This is a genomic window from Mycobacterium sp. (assembly GCF_035640695.1).
Taxonomy (GTDB): Bacteria; Actinomycetota; Actinomycetes; order Mycobacteriales; family Mycobacteriaceae; genus Mycobacterium.
In genome coordinates this window covers 17567-38529 of record NZ_DASQVQ010000039.1, presented here as the reverse complement: position 1 = coordinate 38529, position 20963 = coordinate 17567, and the positions used below count along the sequence as shown (strand labels likewise).

16 protein-coding genes and 1 tRNA gene are annotated in these 20963 nt (G+C 69.2%); 6 read left to right on the top strand and 11 right to left on the bottom strand.

What is annotated here, in order from left to right:
- On the top strand, window positions 1-132 hold a 132-nt coding region (locus VE759_RS04825; protein ID WP_324928741.1), incomplete at its 5' end, for a class I SAM-dependent methyltransferase.
- A gap of 3 nt (window positions 133-135) precedes the next feature.
- Window positions 136-504 (top strand): tyrosine-type recombinase/integrase, encoded by a 369-nt coding sequence (locus VE759_RS22865; RefSeq protein WP_414687833.1) that lies wholly within the window; start codon window positions 136-138, stop codon window positions 502-504.
- Between the two features lie 205 nt (window positions 505-709).
- Here VE759_RS22865 and VE759_RS04815 read toward each other — a convergent pair whose 3' ends face one another.
- The 4 genes from VE759_RS04815 to VE759_RS04800 form a co-directional block, all read right to left on the bottom strand.
- On the bottom strand, window positions 710-1459 hold the full coding sequence (locus VE759_RS04815; RefSeq protein WP_324928733.1) for a hypothetical protein: 750 nt from the start codon (window positions 1457-1459) through the stop codon (window positions 710-712).
- 323 nt (window positions 1460-1782) lie between these two features.
- Window positions 1783-1859: transfer RNA gene (locus VE759_RS04810), tRNA-Met, on the bottom strand.
- A gap of 161 nt (window positions 1860-2020) precedes the next feature.
- Window positions 2021-5041, bottom strand: coding sequence for a UPF0182 family protein (locus tag VE759_RS04805; RefSeq protein WP_324928731.1), 3021 nt, complete (start codon window positions 5039-5041; stop codon window positions 2021-2023).
- 70 nt (window positions 5042-5111) lie between these two features.
- Window positions 5112-6134 (bottom strand): PDZ domain-containing protein, encoded by a 1023-nt coding sequence (locus VE759_RS04800; protein WP_324928729.1) that lies wholly within the window; start codon window positions 6132-6134, stop codon window positions 5112-5114.
- A 76-nt stretch (window positions 6135-6210) separates the two neighbouring features.
- Between VE759_RS04800 and VE759_RS04795 the strand changes: the two genes are divergently transcribed.
- Both VE759_RS04795 and VE759_RS04790 read left to right on the top strand, forming a co-directional pair.
- On the top strand, window positions 6211-7617 hold the full coding sequence (locus VE759_RS04795) for a zinc-dependent metalloprotease (protein WP_324928727.1): 1407 nt from the start codon (window positions 6211-6213) through the stop codon (window positions 7615-7617).
- 15 nt (window positions 7618-7632) lie between these two features.
- A complete protein-coding gene (locus tag VE759_RS04790) occupies window positions 7633-8958 on the top strand; it encodes an ABC1 kinase family protein (RefSeq protein ID WP_324928725.1) in 1326 nt (441 codons plus the stop codon).
- Between the two features lie 13 nt (window positions 8959-8971).
- Here the strand turns inward: VE759_RS04790 and VE759_RS04785 are convergent, their stop codons facing one another.
- The 3 genes from VE759_RS04785 to VE759_RS04775 all read right to left on the bottom strand — a co-directional run bounded on the left by VE759_RS04785 (window position 8972) and on the right by VE759_RS04775 (window position 11798).
- On the bottom strand, window positions 8972-9253 hold the full coding sequence (locus VE759_RS04785) for a WhiB family transcriptional regulator (RefSeq protein WP_324928723.1): 282 nt from the start codon (window positions 9251-9253) through the stop codon (window positions 8972-8974).
- Window positions 9254-9386: 133 nt separating this feature from the next.
- The gene (locus VE759_RS04780; RefSeq protein ID WP_324928722.1) at window positions 9387-9548 is read right to left on the bottom strand and encodes a hypothetical protein; all 162 of its coding nucleotides are present in this window, start codon (window positions 9546-9548) and stop codon (window positions 9387-9389) included.
- 66 nt (window positions 9549-9614) lie between these two features.
- A complete protein-coding gene (locus VE759_RS04775; RefSeq protein ID WP_414687832.1) occupies window positions 9615-11798 on the bottom strand; it encodes an ATP-dependent DNA helicase UvrD2 in 2184 nt (727 codons plus the stop codon).
- A 79-nt stretch (window positions 11799-11877) separates the two neighbouring features.
- On the opposite strand from VE759_RS04775, the gene VE759_RS04770 reads away from it, so the two are divergent.
- Complete coding sequence (locus VE759_RS04770; protein WP_324928720.1) at window positions 11878-12159, top strand: mycoredoxin; 282 nt, start codon at window positions 11878-11880, stop codon at window positions 12157-12159.
- Here the strand turns inward: VE759_RS04770 and nudC are convergent.
- Window positions 12128-13051: an NAD(+) diphosphatase gene (nudC, locus tag VE759_RS04765; protein ID WP_324928718.1), complete on the bottom strand. Its 924-nt coding sequence runs from the start codon at window positions 13049-13051 to the stop codon at window positions 12128-12130. The two genes, VE759_RS04770 and nudC, sit on opposite strands and share 32 nt — an antisense overlap.
- A complete protein-coding gene (locus VE759_RS04760; protein ID WP_414687831.1) occupies window positions 13052-14125 on the bottom strand; it encodes a potassium channel family protein in 1074 nt (357 codons plus the stop codon).
- 40 nt (window positions 14126-14165) lie between these two features.
- Between VE759_RS04760 and VE759_RS04755 the strand changes: the two genes are divergently transcribed.
- Window positions 14166-14558 (top strand): DoxX family protein, encoded by a 393-nt coding sequence (locus tag VE759_RS04755; protein ID WP_324928716.1) that lies wholly within the window; start codon window positions 14166-14168, stop codon window positions 14556-14558.
- On the opposite strand, the gene VE759_RS04750 is transcribed toward VE759_RS04755, so the two are convergent.
- Together VE759_RS04750 and VE759_RS04745 are read right to left on the bottom strand one after the other, a co-directional pair.
- The gene (locus VE759_RS04750) at window positions 14555-17788 is read right to left on the bottom strand and encodes an ATP-dependent DNA helicase (RefSeq protein ID WP_324928714.1); all 3234 of its coding nucleotides are present in this window, start codon (window positions 17786-17788) and stop codon (window positions 14555-14557) included. The two genes, VE759_RS04755 and VE759_RS04750, sit on opposite strands and share 4 nt — an antisense overlap.
- Window positions 17785-20925: an ATP-dependent DNA helicase gene (locus VE759_RS04745; RefSeq protein ID WP_324928712.1), complete on the bottom strand. Its 3141-nt coding sequence runs from the start codon at window positions 20923-20925 to the stop codon at window positions 17785-17787. Before VE759_RS04745 ends, VE759_RS04750 begins: the two co-directional genes overlap by 4 nt.
- Window positions 20926-20963: the final 38 nt, after the last annotated feature.

The window sequence follows — 20963 nt, the reverse complement described above, 5'->3', positions numbered from 1 at the left end:
CGAGAGCAGGCCATTGCGGTTCAATCCGAAGAGGTCTACCAGCGCTACATGAAGTACCTAACCGGCTGCGCCGACCTATTCCGTGACGGCTACACCGACGTATGCCAGTTCACATTGGTAAAAAACGGCTGACGACTGCGGCCAGACAAGGCGATCTCAATCGACCGCGACAGTCGGGGCGTTGCGGCGCTGGCGCGAGGTTCAAGACTCCGAGCGCGAGTTCTTCGGTCCCGACTATCCACCTCACGACTACGTGTTCACGTACCAAGACGGCAGGCCAATTCATCCCGATTCGATCCGGCAGCGGTTCGACCGACTTGCTGCGGTGCCGAACTTCCGCGCATCACGTTTCACGACTTGCGCCATTCCTATGCCACCGGTGCGCTGCGCGCCGGCGTCAGCCCCAAGATCGTCAGCGAGCGCATCGGCCACGCCAACATCGGGTTCTTCCTTGAGACGTACGCCCATGTTCTAGAGAACGACGACCGTGAGGCAGCCGAATAAGCCGCGAGCTATTTACTCGGTGAGGGCTGACTCGTCAGCGCATCCTGGCGCGGCTTGCGGGGCCGGCCGTGCGGTGTGGCGTATGCAACCTCGACTTCTGTTCCCCGCCAAGCACGTCCGACCCGGTACATTAAGCTCTGGATCGGTCACCGGGCGGCGGCTTCGTCGCGGAGACCGTCGCGAAGCCCAAGAGCCGGTGCGCCCGTCAGCTGCCGGTGCGCTTCCGCGCGGCGCCTGCTCGGTCTCGGCCGGCTCCTCCTCGCTCTCCGGCTGCGGGCTCCCTTTGCTTTTTCGCACTTTGCTTTTTCGCACTTTGCGCCTGCCGGCCCGACTTGGGGGCGGTGCCTTCTTCGAGCGCACCCTCGGTGGTCCTCGCCCGGCCTAGCGCCGCCGGCTTGAAGATGAACTTCTGCCCGCCGATCGCCAGGTCGAGAAGCGTGCCTCCCTCGTCGAACACGTAAATGGACGAGCTCGCACCGAAGCCCTTCGAGGCCTGCGCTCCGGCCCTGACGATCTCCACGGCCGCGTCGGCCGCGAAGGCGTACTTGCCCTGTTTGAAGTTCTTGAGTGCGCCCTCGTCGTGGAAGACGACGAGCTCGTGGAAGGTCGTCCCGCCGAGCTGAACCCCGATCGTCAGCTCGACGATGGCGGCATATCCGATCACGCGTTCGCCCTTAAACACTTCGCCGAGCCCGTACGCGGCGCCGAGGACGAGCGACGAGCGGCCGATCTCGGGCACGACCGCGAAGCCGGCCGACTCATCCAGCACCTTCTTAAGCTCCGGGTTCTTTTGCTGGATCTGCTTCAGCGCGGCGAGCGCCTTGGAGTGCAGCACGGGGCCGAGCTTTTTTTCCTTCTGCAGCTTCTCGAAGGGGTCGCTGACGGCCTTGCCGACCTCTTTGACCTTTTTGATCGGGGCTTTCAGCCCCTCGACGATGCTGTTTTTCTTCGACATAGTGGGGCCTCCCGGCTCCTAGAGATAGTTGTGGTGGATAGTTGGCTACCCGCCCGGCCGAAGACCTACACAACGGCGAGGGGTTGGGCAGCGGGATGGCGCGCGACTGACGGCGTGTCGCGATGGCCTACGAACCAGGGTGTAAAGCACCTACCGGAACTGTTGTCGCGGACCTACCGGAACCGCGTCCCCGAACCGTCAAGCACCAACCGGAACTGAAATGTCAAGCATGAACCGGAACCGCACACTTCGCGAATGTTCCCAAACGTGTTCCCAAAGCCGATGAAAACGGCCCTCGGAGAAGTTTCCGAGGGCCGTTTACCTGGTAGCGGGGACAGGATTCGAACCTGCGACCTCTGGGTTATGAGCCCAGCGAGCTACCGAGCTGCTCCACCCCGCGACGGTAAACGCCAGGTTACCGAAGGAATTGGTCACGTCCAAATCCCCGGTGGCGGCCGCGATCGCGGACTCCAGCCTCCTCCGATGGCGCGACGAGGCTCGCACGAAGGCGGGTCGCCACGGACGAGGCTGGTCGCCGGGCGCGGGGCCGGTGAAGGGTGGCTACCTGGCGCTGTTGTACTTGGTCATCGCGTCTTCGAGGCGCTGCAACGCTTGGCCGTAGGCGGCAAAATCCCCGCTCTGCTGCGCCTGCTTCGCCGCGCCCAGCGCGGCTTGGACCTCTTGCAGCGCCGCAGCCTTGGCCGCCGACAACTGGATCGGGCCGCCGCCGGGCGGGACGGCGCCGGGCACCGGTGCCGGTGTGGCGGCCGGCGGCGGCGACGCGTTGTTCGGCGGCGCGCCGGCCGGCGGCGCGGCGTTGTCGGCCAGCGGTTGACCATCGGAGGGCTGGGCGGCGTCCGACGGCGCCACCCCGGCCGCGGTGGCACCGGCACCCGGACCGAACAGCTTTGTCAGCGCGTCGCTGACGGTGGGACCGTAGCCGACCTTGTCGTTGTACATCATCGCGACGCGGATCAGCCGGGGGTACGACGACGCCACGTCGCTGGTTCCCGGTGAGGCGTAGACCGGTTCGACGTACAGCAATCCGCCCTGCGCGACCGGCAGGGTGAGCAGATTGCCCCACCTGATCCGGTTCTGGTTGTCGCGTCCGATCACGCCAAGGTCCTGGCTCACCGTGGTGTCGGTGGTGATCGCGTTGTTGGCCAGTTTCGGCCCGTTGACCTGACCGGGGATCGTCAGCACGGTGATCTTGCCGTACGTCGCGGGATCCGAGCTTGCGCTGATGTAGGCGGCCAGGTAGTCACGCTTGAACCGGTTCATCGCGCTGGTCAGCTGGAACGACGGCGAATCATTGTTCAGCGCAAGGTCTTTGGCGACGATGTAATACGGCGGCTGGTAACTGCTGGCGGTCGGGTTCGGATCCAGCGGCACGTCCCAGAAGTCGGACGTGGAGAAGAACGTGACCGGATCGTTGACGTGGTACTTGGCCAGCAGCATGCGCTGCACCTTGAACAGGTCCTGGGGGTAACGCAGGTGCGCGGCCAGGTCGGGCGAGATGGCGCTCTTGGGCTTGACCGTCCCGGGGAACACCTTCATCCACGCCTGCAGCACCGGATCCTTCTCGTCCTGCGCGTACAGCGTCACGGTGCCGTCGTAGGCGTCGACGGTTGCCTTGACCGAGTTACGGATGTAGGACACCTGCTTGTCGGGCGCGAGCCGGTTGACCGCGACCTCGTTGGAGTCGGCGGTCGCGGCCGTCAGCGATGTCAGCTCGGAGTACGGATAGTTGTCCAGGGTGGTGTAGCCGTCGACGATCCACACCAGTCGCTTGTTGACGATCGTGGGGTACAGCGAGCTGTCGGTGGTGAGCCAGGGCGCGACGGCCTGCACCCGCTGGGCCGGGTCGCGGTTGAACAGGATCTTGCTGTTGGAGCCGATGACGTTGGAGAACAAGAAGTTCCGCTCAGCGAACTTGGCCGCAAACACGCTGCGGGACAACCAGTTTCCGACCGGCACGCCGCCGCGGCCGGTGTAGGTGTAGTTCTTGGTCTCGGTGTTGGTCTCGTAGTCGTACTCGCGGTCCGGACCGTTCTTGCCGACGATTGCGTAGTCGGCCGACGTGCTGGAGATGACCGGCCCGAAGTACACCCGCGGCTGATCAAGCGGCGCCGGCCCGTCGCTGCGTACCGTGCCGTTGGCGCCGACGACGTTCACCAGAAACTCCGGATAGCCGCCATTTTGATTAGGGTCGTTGGCGATGCCGCGCACGGTGTTGGCCGGTGATGCGATGAACCCGTTGCCGTGTGTGTAGACGGTGTGCCGGTTGATCCAGTCGCGCTGGTTGTCGATCAGCCTGTCGGGGTTGAGCTCTCGCGCGGCCACCACGTAGTCGCGCAGGTTGCCGTCGGATCCCCGGTAGCGGTCGATGGACAACTGATCGGGGAAGTAGTAGAAGTTCTTGCCCTGCTGGAACTGGGTGAACGCCGGGCTGACAATGGTCGGGTCGAGCAACCGGATGTTCGACGTGGTCGCCCGGTCGGCGGCGACCTGCTGTGCGGTTGCGGCGCTGTTGCCGCTGTAGTCGCGGTAGGTCACTGCGTCGGCGTTCAGCCCGTAGGCCTGCCGGGTAGCCGTGATACTTCGACTGATGTATTCGCTTTCCTTCTGCGCGGCATTGGGTCTGACGCTGATCTGTTCGACGATCAGCGGCCAGCCCGCGCCCACGATCAGCGACGACAACAGCAGCAGCACCAGTCCGATGGCGGGTATCCGCAGGTCGCGCAGCACGATTGCGGAGAACACCGCGACCGCGCAGATCAACGCGATGGCCAGCAGGATGAGCTTGGCGGGCAGCACCGCGTTGATGTCGGTGTAGCCGGCACCGGTGAACGGTTTACCGCTTCGGGTGTGCGACAGCAGTTCGTAGCGGTCCAGCCAGTAGGCCACCGCCTTGAGCAGCACCAGCACCCCGGCCAGGGTCACCAGCTGTATGCGCGCCGGCCGGCTCATCGCCCCGGTGCGACCGGAGAGCCGGATGCCACCAAAAATGTAGTGACTCAACACGTTGGCGACGAAGGCCAGGAAAGCCGCGACAAACAGATAGCTCAACACCAGCCGGTAGAACGGCAGCTCAAACGCGTAGAACCCGAGGTCCTTGCCGAACTGGGGATCGGCGATGCCGAAGTTTCCGCCGTGCAGGAACAGCTGGATGCGCACCCAATAGCTCTGCGCGACGATGCCGGCCAGGACACCGATCACCGCCGGAATTCCGATGCCGATCAGCCGCAACCGCGTCATCACCGCGGTGCGATAGCGCGCCACCGGGTCGTTCGGCCCGCTGGTCGGGACGAAAACCGGTCGGGTGCGGTAGGCCAGCGCCGCCCCGGCGAACACGACCGCACCGATGAACAGTGTCACAATCAGGAACACGACGATGCGGGTCACCAGCACGGTGGAGAACACCGAGCGATAGCCGAGTTCGCCGAACCACAGCCAGTCGACGTACCCGTCGACCAGCCGCGGGCCGACCAGCAGCAGCACCACCACAGCAAGCGCGATCGCGATCAAGATCCGGCTGCGTCGGGTCAGCTTCGGCATCCTCGCCGCCGGCCGCATTCCCACTTCGATCTACTCCCGGAAAGTGTTGGATGTGACGTGCCCCAACTGTACGCACATCGTTTTCAGCTAATCCTTAACAGCGGGGAGGTTCGCCACCGGCTGAAATGGCGTGCAGCGCGTCGACGGCCTGACCGATGTCTGCCACCTTGACCAGCTGGAGCCCGTCGCCGTTGCCGGATCGGGCCTCGGCGCAGTTTTCGGCGGGGACCAGAAACACCGACGCCCCGGCCTCGTGCGCGGCGAGCATCTTGTGGGTGATGCCGCCGATCGGCCCGACCTTACCGTCGCCGCTGATCGTGCCGGTGCCGGCGATGAAATTCTGTCCGGCGAGATCGCCGGTGGTCAGTTTGTCGACAACGGCCAGGCTGAACATCAGCCCGGCCGACGGTCCGCCGATGTTGGCCAGGTTGAAGGTGACCGTGAACGGCGCCCAAGGCGCCTCCAGCACCGCCACCCCGAGATAGCCGTAGTCGCCCTTGGGATTGGCGCCCAGCGTGATCGTGGCCGACCCGGGGGGTGCGTTTTTGCGGCGGTAGTCGAGGGTGACCTGCTGGCCGGGCTTGGTGGCTTTCAGTAACCCCTGGAATTGGTCGAGGCTGGTGATCTTGGTGCCGTTGACGGCGTCGATCGCGTCGCCCGCGTGCAGCTTGCCGACCGACGGGCCGGGATCGTTGACCGCGTCGACGGTCAGGGCCTGGCCGTACTTCAGGTAGCCGAGCGCGGCATATGCGGCGCTGTCCTCGGACCGCTTGAAGTCGGTGGTGTTCTCCTTGTCGACCTGCTCGCGGGTCTTGTCCGGCGGATACACCAGGTCGCGCGGGACCAGTTGCTCGCGGCCCGACATCCACAGGCCCAGCGCCTGGGCCAAGGTCAGGCCGTCGCGTTGCGACACCGTGGTCATGTTCAAATGCCCGGATGCGGGATGGACTTGGGTGCCCACGATGTCGACGACCTGCTTGCCGTCAAACTCGCCGAGCGTGTTGAACGTCGGGCCGGGACCCAACGACACGTAGGGCACCGTCACCACGGCCAGCAGCGCGCTGAACACGACAACCGGCACCAGCGCCACGACCAGCGTCAGAATCCGCCTGTTCACGGCGACCAATGTAGAGCGTGTGCCTGCGGCAGGTTCACTGAGAGCGTGACTGGGCGGCCCACCTTCGGTCTCCGCGATGAGTACCGTTGACGGTATGGCTGACCTGCCTTTTGGCTTTTCCAGCGGGGATGACCCCGACCGCGACAAGCGCGGCAAGAAGGATCCCGGCGACGGCTCCGGCTCTGAAGGCGACGACACGCGCCCGAATCCGTTCGGTTTCACCGGCGGCGATTTCGACGTGGCCGACCTCGGACAGATCTTCACCCGGCTCGGTCAGATGTTCAGCGGCGCCGGCGGCGCGATGACCAGCGGCCGCAGCAGCGGGCCGGTGAACTACGACCTGGCCCGCCAGCTGGCGTCCAACTCGATCGGATTTGTGCGGCCGGTCCCGGCCGGCACCAGCTCGGCTATCGCCGACGCGGTGCACCTCGCGGAAACGTGGCTGGACGGCGCTACCGCGCTGCCCGCCGGCACCACCAAGGCCGTCGCGTGGACACCGGCCGACTGGGTCGACAACACGCTGGCCACGTGGAAGCGGCTGTGCGATCCGATGGCCGAGCAGATCTCGACGGTGTGGGCGCAGGCGCTGCCGGAGGAGGCCAAGGCGATGGCCGGCCCGCTGCTGTCAATGATGACCCAGATGGGCGGCATGGCGTTCGGCTCGCAGCTCGGCCAGGCGCTCGCCACGCTGTCCAAGGAGGTGCTGACCTCCACCGACATCGGTCTGCCGCTTGGCCCCAAGGGCGTGGCGGCGTTGCTGCCCGGAGCTGTCGACGAGTTGTCGGAAGGACTCGAACAGCCGCGCGGCGAAATTCTGACCTTCCTCGCCGCGCGCGAGGCCGCGCATCACCGGTTGTTCAGCCACGTGCCGTGGCTGGCCAGCCAGCTGCTCAACACGGTCGAGGCCTACGCCAAGGGCATGAAGATCGATCTGAGCGGCATTGAGGAGGCCGCGCGCGGGTTCAACCCGATGTCGTTGGGCGATCCGGCCGCCATGGAACAGCTGCTGACGCAGGGCCTTTTCGAGCCGAAGGCCACGCCCGAGCAGACCGCCGCACTCGAGCGGCTCGAGACCCTGCTTGCGCTGATCGAGGGTTGGGTGCAGACCGTGGTCACGGCCGCGCTGGGCGACCGCATTCCGGGCACGGGCGCGCTGTCCGAAATGCTGCGGCGGCGACGCGCCACCGGCGGGCCGGCCGAGCAGACCTTCGCCACGCTGGTCGGCCTGGAGCTGCGGCCGCGCAAGATGCGTGAAGCCACGGTGCTGTGGGAGCGGCTGACGCAGGCGGCCGGCGTCGACGCCCGGGATGCCGTATGGCAGCACCCCGATCTGCTGCCGAGCGCCAAGGATCTCGACGAGCCGGCCGGGTTCATCGACCGGATCATCGGCGGCGACATCAGCGGCATCGACAGCGCGCTCGACGAAGCGATCGCCGAGTTCGAAAAGCATCCCGACGATTCCGAGGGCGACGCCAAGGACTGACGCCGGCTCCCGGTCATGGATGATGTATCCGTGACCGACATCAAGCGCCGGCGCGCGGCCCGCAACGCCAAGCTGGCCAGCCTTCCGGTCAGTTTCGCCGGCCGCGCGGCGTTGGGGTTTGGCAAGCGGCTGACCGGCATGTCGAAGGACGAGGTCAACGCCGAGCTGATGGAGAAGGCGGCCAACCAGCTCTTCCAGGTGCTCGGTGAGCTCAAGGGCGGCGCGATGAAGGTCGGCCAGGCGCTGTCGGTGATGGAGGCGGCGATTCCCGAGCAGTACGGCGGGCCGTACCGCGAGGCGCTGACCAAACTGCAAAAAGACGCCCCGCCGCTGGCCGCGGCGAAGGTGCACCGGGTGCTCGACGCCCAGCTCGGCACCAGGTGGCGGGAGCGGTTTCTGGCCTTCGACGATTCGCCGGTGGCCTCGGCCAGCATCGGCCAGGTGCACAAGGCGGTGTGGCACGACGGCCGCGAGGTGGCCGTCAAGATCCAATACCCCGGTGCCGACGAGGCGCTGCGCGCGGACCTGAAGACGATGCAGCGGATGGTCAGCATGCTCAAGCAGCTCTCCCCTGGTGCCGACGTCGAAGGCGTCGTCGACGAGCTGATCGAGCGCGCCGAGATGGAGTTGGACTACCGGCTGGAGGCCGACAACCAGCGCGCGTTCGCCAACGCCTATGAGGGCGACCCGCACTTTGTGGTGCCGCACATCGTGGCCAGTGCGCCGAAGGTGTTGATCGCCGAGTGGATCGACGGCATTCCGATGTCGCACATCATCCGCAACGGGACCGTCGAACAACGCGATCTGATGGGCACCCGGTTGGCGGAACTGACCTACAGCGCCCCGCAACGCCTGGAGTTGATGCACGGCGACCCGCATCCGGGAAACTTCATGCTGATGCCCGACAACAAAATGGGCGTCATCGACTTCGGCGCCGTCGCGCCATTGCCGGGCGGACTGCCGATCGAGTTGGGCCACATGCTGCGGTATGCCCTCGACAAGGACTACGACAACCTATTGGCGACGATGGAAAAGATCGGCTTCATTCAGCCCGGCGAGCAGGTGTCAGCGCGGGAAATCGACGACATGCTGCGCCAATACGTCGAGCCGGTGCAGTTCGACGTGTTCCACTTCACTCGCACGTGGTTGCAGAGGATGACCATGGTCCAAATGGATCGGTCGGTTGCACAAATCAGGACGGCGCGCCAGCTCGACCTGCCGCCGAAGCTCGCATTGCCGCTGCGGGTGATCGCATCGGCGGTCGCGATCAACGCCCAGCTGGATGCGCATGTACCTCTGAAATCGATTGTGTTGCAGTATCTTCCCGGCTTCGCCGAGTAACCTTCGGCGGCTGCTACGCGGCAGCGGGTTTGACCTGCGGGTGCTTGCGCGGGCGTCCGCGCGGGCGCTTGCGGGAGATCACGACGCCGCGCTCGAAAATCTGGCCACCCCAGACTCCCCACGGCTCCTCGCGTTCCAGCGCCGCCGCCAGGCACTGGGCCCGAATCGGGCATTCCGCGCACAGCGCCTTGGCCCGCTCCAGGTCTGCGGGGTTTTCGGCGAACCACAAGTCGGGATCTCCGACATGGCAAGGCAGCGCCGGCAGCTTCTCATCGCGGCATGTCCGGGTCGACATGTCCGATCACCTGCTTCCTGGTCGTTTCCGTCAGTTGTTCGGAAGGACCATGACCAGCTGGGGATCGCCCAACAAAAAGGCCACGGATCCTTTGACTTTCGGTCCGTGGCCTCTCGGCGATGTTGGGGTCGTTCTAGAGGAAGCCCCCATCCACGGACGCGTCGGTCGCGGCGGCGGTGCGGCGCTTGCGCTGCGCGGCAATGCCCGCATGCGCGGAGCGCGCGGTGGCAGCGTGGAGGGCCCGAACGCGGCCGGCAGCCGGCATGCTTACGCCGAACGGGTTGATGTTCTTCATGATCGGGACCTCCTCTCGTCGACTCGCACGAACACAGAATGGACGGGTCGCCCGCCCGTACCGAGGCTAGAGGTTACCAGTCGACCGGGACAACCCATTTTTTGACCTGCGGCTTTGCACCAGCGTGAGCACGTCGGGGCCGAACCGCTCGAGCTTTCGCGCCCCGATTCCCGGTATCGCGACCAGCGCGGCGTCGTCAGTGGGCAGCTGCTCGGCGATCGCGATCAGCGTGGTGTCGGTGAACACCACGTAGGCCGGCACGCTCATCTCCCTGGACGTGCGCAGCCGCCAGTCCTTGAGTTGGGCGAGCAGGTCGTCGTCGATGTCGGACGGGCAGGTTTCGCATCGGCGCAGCAGCACGGCGGTCGGCGTGGACAGCGACGCGTTGCAGATCCGGCAGCGCGGCGCGGCGCCGCGCTGCCGGCGTGGCCGGCTCGGCGTCGTGTCGGGCTGGGTCTGCGGTGCGATGCCGTTGAGGAAACGCGACGGCCGGCGGCCCTGCCGACCGCCCGGTGTGCGCGCGAGTGCCCAGCTCAGCGCCAGATGCACACGGGCCCTTGTGATTCCGACGTATAGCAGGCGACGCTCCTCCTCGACGGCTTCGCTGTCGGGACCGTGGGTGAGGGCATGGGAGATCGGCAGCGTGCCGTCGGCCAGCCCGACCAGAAACACCGCGTCCCACTCCAGTCCCTTGGCGGCGTGCAGCGATGCCAGCGTCACGCCCTGCACGACGGGTGGGTGGCGGGCGTCGGCGCGCAGCCTCAACTCGGCCAGCAGCCCGGCCAGGTCGAGCTGCGGGCGCCTCGCCACCTCCTCGTCGACCAGTTCGGCCAGCGCGGTCAACGCTTCCCAACGTTCCCGGGCCCTGCTGCCGGGCGGCGGTTCGGTCGTCAGGCCCAGCGGCTCGAGCAACTGGCGCACCAGTTGAGGTAGTTGCCCTTCGATGCCGCGTTCTCCCCTTTCCAGGCCGCGCTGCAGGGCCAGCAGCGACTGCCGGATCTCCTGGCGGGTGAAGAAACCTTCGCCGCCGCGCACCTGATATGGGATGGCCGCCTCGGTCAGCGCCTCCTCGTAGACCTCGGACTGCGCGTTGATCCGGTACAGCACCGCGACTTCGGCGGCCGGTGTACCGGATTCGATGAGCTTTGCGATCTGCTTGGCCACCGCGGTGGCCTCGGCGACCTCGTCGGGGTGTTCGGCGAACGACGGCGCCGGACCGGGTTCACGCTGCCCGACCAGGTGCAGCTTGCTGCCGGCCATCCGGCCGCGGGCTGCCGCGATCACCCGATTGGCCAGCGACACGACTTGCGGCGTCGACCGGTAGTCGCGTTCGAGCCGCACGACGGTGGCGTCGGGAAACCGCCGAGAGAAGCCGAGCAGGTAGCGCGGCGACGCGCCGGTGAACGAGTAGATGGTCTGGTTGGCGTCGCCGACCACGGTCAGGTCGTCTCGGTCGCCCAGCCATGCGTCGAGCACGCGCTGCTGCAGCGGGGTGACGTCCTGGTATTCGTCGACGACGAAGCAGCGGTATCGATCGCGGAACTCCTGCGCGACCCCGGCGTCGTTTTCGATCGCGCCCGCGGTGTGCAGCAACAGGTCGTCGAAGTCCAGCAACGCCGGCCCGTCGCGGCGGGTCTTGAGTTCCTCGTAGCCGGCGTAGACCCCGGCCACCTTGGCGGCCTCCAGCGGGGTGTCGCGGCTCGCCTTCGCGACCGCGGCCGGGTAGTCCTCCGGGCTGATCAATGACGCCTTGGCCCACTCGATTTCGCCGGCCAGGTCGCGGACGTCGTCGGTGCTGACCTGCAGCCCGCCCCGGGCGGCCGCTTGGGCTACGACCGCGAACTTGCTGTCGAGCAGCTGCCAGGACGTGTCGCCGACGACGCGTGGCCAGAAGTAGCGCAGCTGCCGGCGCGCGGCGGCGTGAAACGTGACGGCCTGCACCGAGCCGGTGCCCACGCCGTCGTCCAGCTCACGCAGCCGGCCGCGCATCTCACCGGCGGCGCGCTGAGTGAACGTGACCGCGAGCACCTGCCCCGGCGCGACGTGGCCGGCGGCGACCAGGTGGGCGATCCGGTGGGTGATGGTCCTGGTCTTGCCCGTGCCGGCGCCGGCCAGCACACACACCGCGCCGCGCGGTGCCAGCACTGCCTCGCGCTGCTCGTCGTCGAGTGCACCGATGAGCCGCTCGGGCGAAGAGCGAGCGGCACCGATGAGCCGCTCGGGCGAAGAGCGACTGGCACCGACGGGCATGGCGCCCATCATGGCAGGGGTGACCGACAGAACGCGGGTGGCGGAAACACGTGTCCGCCGCATGGCGTTGAATGGTTTTGTGACCGTTGCTGAGCTGACGATGTACACCACGACGTGGTGCGGCTATTGCTTCCGGTTGAAGTCGGCGCTGAAGGCCTCCGGCATCTCCTACGACGAGGTCGACATCGAGGACGATCCCGCGGCCGCGGAGTTCGTCCGGTCGGCCAACGGCGGCAACCAAACCGTTCCGACGCTGAGGTTCGCCGACGGTTCGACGCAGACGAACCCGACCTTGCGCGAGGTCAAGGCCAAGCTGGACGAACTGGCGGCTAACCGCCCAGCGCCGCCCAGGACTCGATGATTTCCCTGGCGATCGAAATGGACCCGGGCAGCATCAGCTTCGCGTTCGACGCGGTGCTCCAATCGCCTTGAGCCAGGGCGTGTCGCACCTCGTCGCGGGTGAACCAGCCGGCTTCCACGATCTCACCGTCGTTGAACGAGAACTCCTGATCCGGGTCGGCGATCGCATGGAATCCGACCATCAGCGAGCGCGGGAACGGCCACGGCTGGCTGCCCAGGTAGTGGACGTCGCGCACGACGACGCCGATCTCCTCGCAGATCTCGCGCGCCACGCAGGTCTCGAACGACTCCCCCGCCTCGACGAACCCGGCCAGCAATGAAAACAGCCGCTCCGGCCAGGCGCGCTGCCGGGCCAGCACCGCACGATCGGCGCCGTCATGCACCAGGCAGATCACCGCGGGGTCGATCCGTGGGAACTCGTCGTCGCCGGTCACGATGCTCGCCCTGGCCCAGCCGGCCTTGACCGGCTTGGTCGGTGAGCCGTCGACGGGACTGAACCGGGCCCGGTCGTGCCAGTTGAGCAGCGCGGTGGCCGTCGCGACCAGCTGGGCGCTGACATCGTCGAAGATCGGGCCCGCGCGGCGCAGGTCGAGCACGTCGACGTCGGCATGCTCGGGCGGTTCGAGCGGGGCCCGTATCCCCCACACGTGCCTGCCGTTGTCGATGCGGCCGAGAAAGACGGCGTTGTCCGGCGGCCGGTCGGCCAGCTTGACCGCGTCGCCGAGGACGGCGCGCCCGTCGGAGATCAGCACCCGGTTGCGCGAATCGACCCGAAGCAGCGCGGCCTGCGCCCAGCCGGCGACCGCGGCGTCGACGTCGGTGCGCAGCTGGTCGGCGCGATCGGCGCCGACGCGTGACAGCAATGGGATGTTGCGCAGCTCGAACTGCGTCATCTAATGCTCCGCGCTGCGGATGTACAGCAGCCGGTCGCCCAGTTCCATCGCGTCCACCTCGGGGGCGTCGACGGGCAACAGCTCGCCGTTGCGTACCACGCCCAGCACGAGCTCGGGCAGATGCCGCGGCGACCCGCCGGCCTCCTTGGCTTCGACCTCGCGCTCGGCGAGCGCGAAGCCGGCCTCGGGCGTCAACAGATCCTCCATCATCTCGACAACGCTCGGTGTGGTGGTCGCGATGCCCAGCAGCCGGCCCGCGGTCTCCGAGGACACCACCACCGAGTCGGCCCCGGACTGTCGCAACAGGTGCCGGTTTTCGGCTTCCCGCACCGATGCGACGATCTTGGCCTTCGGTGCGATCTCGCGCGCGGTCAGCGTCACCAGCACCGCGGTGTCGTCGCGGTTGGTGGCCACGATGATGGACGCCGCGTGGTGCGCGCCGGCCAGCCGAAGCACGTCGGACTTGGTGGCGTTGCCGTGCACGGTCACCAGGCCCGCCGCGGCGGCCTGTTCGAGAACGCCGCGGTCGGTGTCGACGACGACAATCTCGCCCGGCGCCGCGCCGTCACCGATCATCGCGTCGACCGCGGTCCTGCCCTTGGTGCCGTATCCGATTACGACGGTGTGGTTGCGCACTCTGCTCCTCCATCGTGCAATCTTCATGGCCTGGCGCGACTGCGTGGTCAGCGTCTCGACCGTGGTACCGATCAAGATGATCAGGAACGCGATTCGTAGCGGGGTGATCAGCAGCACGTTGACCAGCCTCGCCGACGGAGTGAACGGGGTGATGTCGCCGTATCCGGTGGTCGACAACGACACCGTCGCGTAGTACAGGCAGTCCAGGAACGACAGCCGGTTCTGCTGCACATCCCGATAACCGTCGCGGTCCAGGTAAACGATCACCACCGCGGCCAGCAGCGTGAGCATCGCGTACACCACCCGCCGGAAGATCCGCCGACCCGGGCTGACGAACTGCTCGGGAATTCGCAGCACCTCGACGAGTGCGGCGTCGGGCCGGGTGGTCAGCTCGTCCTCGGCGGCGCCGAACCGCCCGCGCAGCCTAGGTTTGGCCACGAGGTTCCGTTGCCCGGCAGCGCACCAGCACACTGTAGTCATGACTCCGACAACCGCAGAACCCCGCAAACCGAATCGCGCGGCCGCGCTTCGATTGGGCGCCTTCCTGCTCGGCGCGGGCGCGACACACTTCGCCGTGCCCAAGCCCTATGACTCGATCATGCCGAAGGAATTGCCTGGCAGCGCGCGGCTCTACACCTACGCGTCGGGCGTGGCGGAGTTGGCGACCGGCGCGCTGCTGCTGGTGCCACGGACCCGAAGGTTGGGCGGACTGGCCGCGGCCGCGTTGTTCCTCGCGGTTTTCCCGGCCAACGTCAACATGGTGCGGCTGTCGTGGAACAAGCCGCCGGCCTGGCGCATCGCGGCGCTCGCGCGGTTGCCGTTGCACGTCCCGCTGGTGACGCAGGCGCTGAAGGTCTGGCGCACGGCCTAACCCGTCGGCCGCAGCAGCGCGGCCAGCTCGTCGAGATCGGGCAGCGTCGCCGGGCGGATCGTGCGGCCCGACGCGACGTAATGAAACGCGGCGCGCACGCGCGACGGCGGGCAGCCCCGCAGCGCCGCCCACGCCAGCCGATACGCCGCGAGCTGGACGGCGGCGTGACGCAGCTCCCCCGCCGTATCCGGTGGCGTGCCGGTCTTCCAGTCCACCACCGTCGCACCGCCATCGGGTTCGGCGAACACCGCGTCGATCCGGCCGCGAACCACGGTGTCGCCGAACGCCATCTCGAACGGCACCTCGACGTCGATCGGCGTGCGAGCGGCCCACGGCGACGCCGTGAACGCGGCCTGCAGCCGGGCAAGCCGCTCGGCGTCGTGGCCGGCCACTGCGGCGTCGACCGCGCCGGGCAGGTCATCGACGTCGAACAGCCGGTCGGCGCCGTAGAAGCGCTGCACCCAGCAGTGGAATGCGGTGCCCAGCTGGGCATGCGGATCGGGCCGCGCCGGCAGCGGGCGGGTCAGGCGCCGGACGACGCCGTCGGGGTCACGGCCGACGTCCACCAGGTTGCTCACCGAAAGCTGTTGCGGCAGAGACGCAATGACCGCGCTGGTGTTCTCGGCGCGCTCGGCGAGCAGCGCGTCGACATCGGCCGCCCAGCCCTCGACGTCGTCGGCGGCCTGATCGGCAACGGCGGCCGCGGCGCGCACCAGCGCCGCTCCGCGCTCGACGTCGTCGCGGCGCGACCCGATCGGGTCGGCCGGCCAGGCTGCCTCGACGACGTGGTCGCGCAACGGGTTCGGATCGCCGTCCGCCGGCGTCGGCGCCCACTGTTCGACGACGCCGCACGGGTCACCCGCGGCGGCCGAGCGATCGACGATGTCCTTGAGTTCGCACAGGAAGTCCGACGGCCCACGCGGTTTGGCTTCGGTGGCGCCCCAGTGATGCCCGGACAGCAGCAGTGTGTCCGAAGCGCGGGTGATCGCCACGTAGAGCAGTCGGCGTTCCTCGTCGATGCGGCGTTGGTCGAGTTGACGGCGGTGCTCGAGGATGGTGTCCGACAGCTGTTTTCGATCGGTGACTCGGGAGGTGTCCAGCACCGGAACGCCGTGCGCCGCCAGCGTGGCCCGGTCGCCGCGCAGCAGCGGCGGCAGGTCCGCGGGGTCGGTCAGCCAGGTGCGGGTCGACGCGGTCGACGGGAAGATGCGCGCGCACAGGTGCGGCACCGCAACCAGCTGCCACTCCAGGCCCTTCGCGGCGTGCACGGTAAGCACCTGGACCCGGTCTGGGGCAACCGTGAATTCGGCCGGCGCCAGCCCGTTTTCGACCAACGCGGCGGCGTCAAGGTAGGACAGCAGACCGGTGACCGAGGCTGCCGGCCGGTCGGCGTAGCCGGCGACCACGTCGGCGAACGCGTCGAGGTGCTCGCTGCCCGACCACCCCGAACTGACCGGGCGCGCGGCTCGCGCCTCGACGTCGACGCCGAGCACGCGGCGGATGTCGGCGACGAGGTCCGGCAGCGGGTGACTCAGCCGTGACCGCAGCGCACCGAGTTCACGGCTGAGCGCCCCGATCCGCCGGTATCCCGGTGACGAGTACCCGGCCCAATCGCCGGGGTCGCAGATCGCGTCGGCCAGACACGGCGCGTCGGCGTCGGGCGCGGCGGCCGCGGCTATTCGCTCCAGCGACGAGCCGGTGGGACGGTCGTCGGCCAGCTCCTTCGCGCGGCGCCACAGCGCGGCGATGTCGTGGCCGCCAAGCCGCCACCTGGGGCCGGTCAATACGCGCATCGCGGCGGCCCCGGCGGTCGGATCGGCGACCAGCCGCAGCATCGCCACCACGTCGGCGACTTCGCTGATACCGAGCAACCCGGCCAGACCGACCACCTCGACGGGCACGCCGCGCGCCGCCAGCGCCTCGGCCATCGGCGCGGCGTCGGCGTTGCGCCGCACCAGGACCGCCGCCGTCGGCACCGGGACACCGCGGGCGCGGCAATCGTGGTAGCGGCGGGCCAGATGTGTTGCAACCCAGTCGCGTTCGGTCTGCACGTCGGTCAGCAGCGCCAGCCGGATGGTTCCGGGCTCGGCGCCCGGACGCGGCCGCAGAGTGCGGACCGCCACCGATCGGCGGCGCGCCTGCGCCGAAACCGCGTTGGCGAGCCGCAGGGTGCGGGGCGGGTTTCGCCAGCTGGTCCGCAGCTCCAGCGTCGGTGCCGGCGCGCCGTCACTGCGCGGGAAGTCGGTTGCGAAGCGCGGCAGGTTGGTCGCCGACGCGCCGCGCCAGCCGTAGATCGACTGAATCGGATCGCCGACGGCGGTCAACGCGAGCTCGTCGTCGACCCCGCCGCCGAACAGCGACGAAAGCGCGATCCGCTGGGCGTGGCCGGTGTCCTGGTACTCGTCGAGCAGCACCACCCGGTAGCGCCGCCGCAGCTGCTCGCCGACCTGCGGGAACGCCGCGGCCAGCCGCGCCGCCGCGGCCATCTGCGTGCCGAAGTCCATGGCCTTCTCGGCGCACATTCGACCGTGCAGCGCGTCGACGAGCGGCACCAGCTGTGCGCGTTGCTGCTGGGTGGAAAGCATCCGCAGCAGCCACTGATTGGGTCCGCGGTCGCGCTGGTGCGGCCCGGCCGGCAAGGTGTGCACCAGCCGCTCCAGCTCCAGATGGGTGTCGAGGAGTTCGGTGGTGTCGACCAGGTGCTCGGCCAGCTGCCCGGACAACCGCAGCACCATCTCGGTGAGCGTCGCGGGGCTCTTGTCGGTGTCGAGTTCGCCACGGTAGTCGCTGACCACTCGAAAAGCCAACTGCCACAACTGCGTTTCGCTGAGCAGCCGCGTGTCGGGCTCTACCGGCAGCAGCAACCCGTGCTCGCGCAGCAGCGCGCCCGCGAACGCGTGATAGGTGCTGACCGTGGCCGGTTCGGCGCCGTCGGCGGCCGGGACGAGACCGGCGCCGGCCAGCCGAGCCAGCCGCGACCGTACCCGCCGCAGCAGCTGGCCGGCCGCCTTGCGGGTGAACGTCAACCCGAGCACCTGCCCCGGACCGGCGTAGCCATTGGCGACCAGCCACACCACCCGGGCCGCCATCGTCTCCGTCTTACCCGCGCCGGCGCCGGCGATCACCACCAACGGGCCCGGCGGCGCGGCGATCACCGCGGCCTGCTCGTCGGTCGGCGCGAAGAGACCCAGGGCGCCGGCCAATTCGGTCGGACTGTATCGGGTCGTCATTGCCGGGCTCCGGTTGGGTGAGCCGGGCAACTCGACCGCACCGGGCAGTGCCCGCAGCCGTCGTTGACGCGGGCGGAAAACACCGGACCCGCGGTCGCCGCGGCGGCGCGGTGCACCGAGTCTTGCCATTCGCGGCGGGCGTCGGGGGTCAGCGCGTCCTGCTCGCGTTCGGCTGCCCCGCCGGCGCCCGACCGCCCGACGTAAACCAGCCGGGCGCCGCCGGGCTGGTCGCCCTGCGCAAGCAGCCCGGCGGCCACGGCGAGTTGGTACAACGCGAGCTGAGCGTGCCGTTGCGCGTCGTCCTTGCTGACCGGGCTCTTGCCGGTCTTGATGTCGACCACGACCAGCCGGCCCGCGGCGTCGCGCTCCAGCCGGTCGACACGGCCGCGCACCCGCACGTCGGGCAGTCCCGGCTCGGGGTGCGTCAGCACGCCGTCAACCTCGACCTCGGTGCCGACCTCGGTGAGCTCGTGCCGGGTCTGCGCACGCCATTGGGTGAACGTCGACAGCATGCCGCGGTGCCGGGCCAGCTCGTTGCCGGCGTACCACTGCGAGTCGTAAGGCAGCCTGCCCCAGACCTTTTCGAGCTCATCGAGCAGCGTGGCCTCGGTTTTGCCGCCGTCGGCCATCAGCGCGTGCAGCAGCGAGCCGACCGCGGAGCGGATGTCGCGGGCGTCCGACCCGCCGTGGCGCTCCAGCAGCCAGCGCAGCGGGCAGTCCACCAACGTCTGCAACGTCGACGGCGACAGCGTGACCGGCTGCCCGCCGCCGCACAGCGGCGCATCGGTGCTGACCGGAGTCATCCCATACCAGGTCGCCGGATCGGCACCCGGCACTCCTGCGGCCGCCAGCCGGGCCAATTGTGTCGCGGCGGCGCGCCGTCGCTGATCGTCGACGGCGCCGGCCGGCGCGCACACGACCGACCGCAGCCTGCCGACCAGGGCGGCCGGTGCCAGCAACCGCGGTGCGGCGACGGGGAACGTCCGGCTCGCGGGGGACACCGCCGCGGTGACGGCCGGTTCGCCGGCCAGCCCGGCCAGCTCGTGAAAAAACGCCGACGGCAGCGCGGCCTCGTCGCCCGCGTCGGTGTCGACGGCCGTGGCCAGCAGCCGCCGCCGGGCCCGGCCCATCGCCGCGACCAGCAGCCGACGCTCCTCGGCCAGCACCGGCGCGCGGCTGGACACCGACGCGGGGTCATCGCTGACGCCGTCGAGCAGGTCGACCAGCTGCTGCGTGCGCAGCACGCCCCCGCGCGGAACGGTATTGGGCCACAACCCTTCCTGCAGCCCCGCGATCACGACGACGTCCCATTCGGAGCCCAGTGCGGCGTGTGCGCTGACGATCGTGACCGCGTCACGCGCCGCCGATGGCCGCCGCGCGCGCGGTGGCAGCGGCAGCGCGGCAACGTGGTCGACGAGACCCGCCAGGGTGGCGCCCGGTGTGCGTGACAGGTACTCGTCGGTGATGTCGAACAGCGCCGTGACGGCGTCGAGGTCGCGGTCGGCCTGCGCGCCCGCCACGCCGCCGCGCTCGCTCGCGGCGAGCCACCGCCGCTGCAGCCCCGACTGCTCCCATGCCCGCCACAGCGCGTATCGCGGATCATTCCCGTCGGTGTGGCTGCGCGCGGCGGCGGCCAGCACGGCGCGCACCCGCCGCATCGGCCGCGCGAGAACCGGCGGCAGTTCGGGCAGTTCGCCGGTGAGCGCGTCGACCAGCAGTGCACCCAATTCCCTTGGCGGGTCGGATGTCTCGCGACGCCGCAGGGCGCGGCGCAGTTGACGCAGCGCCACCGGGTCGACGCGGCCGATCGGCCCGGTGATCAGCGACACCGCCCGCTCACCGTCGAGGCCCGCGGCCGTCGCGGCCAACACGGTCAGCAGGGCCCGCACCGCGGGGTGCTCGGCCGGGCAGGTGGTGGGCGGCATGTCCACCGGCACCCCTGCCGCGGCAAGCGCCCGCGGCAGCGCGGCCGCGGCGCGGGAAACCGAACGGACGATCACGGCCATCTGCGACCACGGCACCCGGTCGACCAGATGCGCCCGGCGCAGCGCATCGGCGATCACCGCGGCCTCGGCGTGTGCGGACGCCGCCAGCGCCACGCTCACCGACCCCGATTGCTCGCCGGCGCCGGTGATTTCACGCACCGGGGTGAGGCCGGGCAGCCGATCGGCGACCGCGCTGACGGCGCGCGCGACCGCGGGGGCGCATCGGTGCGACCGGGTGAGCGTCACGGTGCGGTCGGCATCGATCCGCAGCAGCAGCGCGGAATCGGCACCGCGGAAACCGAACACGGCTTGATTGGGGTCCCCGGCGAGCACGGTCAGCTCGGCGCCCGCCGACAGCACGCGCACCAGTCGGCCGGCCTGCGGGTCGAGGTGTTGCGCGTCGTCGACCAGCAGCACCCGGACGCGGGCGCGCTCGGACGCGAGCAGTTCGGGGTCCGTCGCGAACGCCTCCAGTGCGGCGCCGACCAGCTCGGCGGCGCCGAGCGTGGGGACGGTGGCTTGCGGGGCCGCCATGCCCGCGGCCGCGCGCAGCAGCATGACCTGCTCGTATTGTTGCGCGAACCGGGCGGCCGCCACCCATTCCGGGTGCCCGGTCAACCGGCCGATGCGCTGTAGCCGAACCGGGTCGACACCGCGTTCGGTGCAGCGGGCCAACAGGTCGCGCAGCTGCGTGGCGAAGCCCTCGGTCGACAGCGCCGGGCGCAGCGAGGCCGGCCACGCCACCGGCGAGTGCGGTCCGTCGTCGACGTCGCCGGCCAGCAGCTCGCGGATGATCGCCTCCTGCTCGGCGCCGGTGACCAGCCGCGGCGGCGGATCGCCGGTGCGCCGCGCGGCCAGCGCCAACACCGCGAAGGCATACGAGTGCACGGTGCGCACCAGCGGCTCGCGGATCGCCGCCGGGCCAGCGGCGGGATTGCTCCGGCTTGCCGGTGTCAGCACCGCCGCCGTCACCGCGCGGCGGGTCCGCGCGGCGGTCTGAGCCGAACCACACAGCAGCAGAACCGATTCCGGGTCGGCCCCGGCGGCGATGCGGGCGGCCGCGGCATCGACGAGCATGCTGGTCTTGCCGGTACCCGGGCCGCCGAGGAGACGGACCACCCCGTGGCGCGTCGGATCGTTGAGTTCGGACATGACGGCATGACACCACCGGGGTCCGACAAGATTGATCC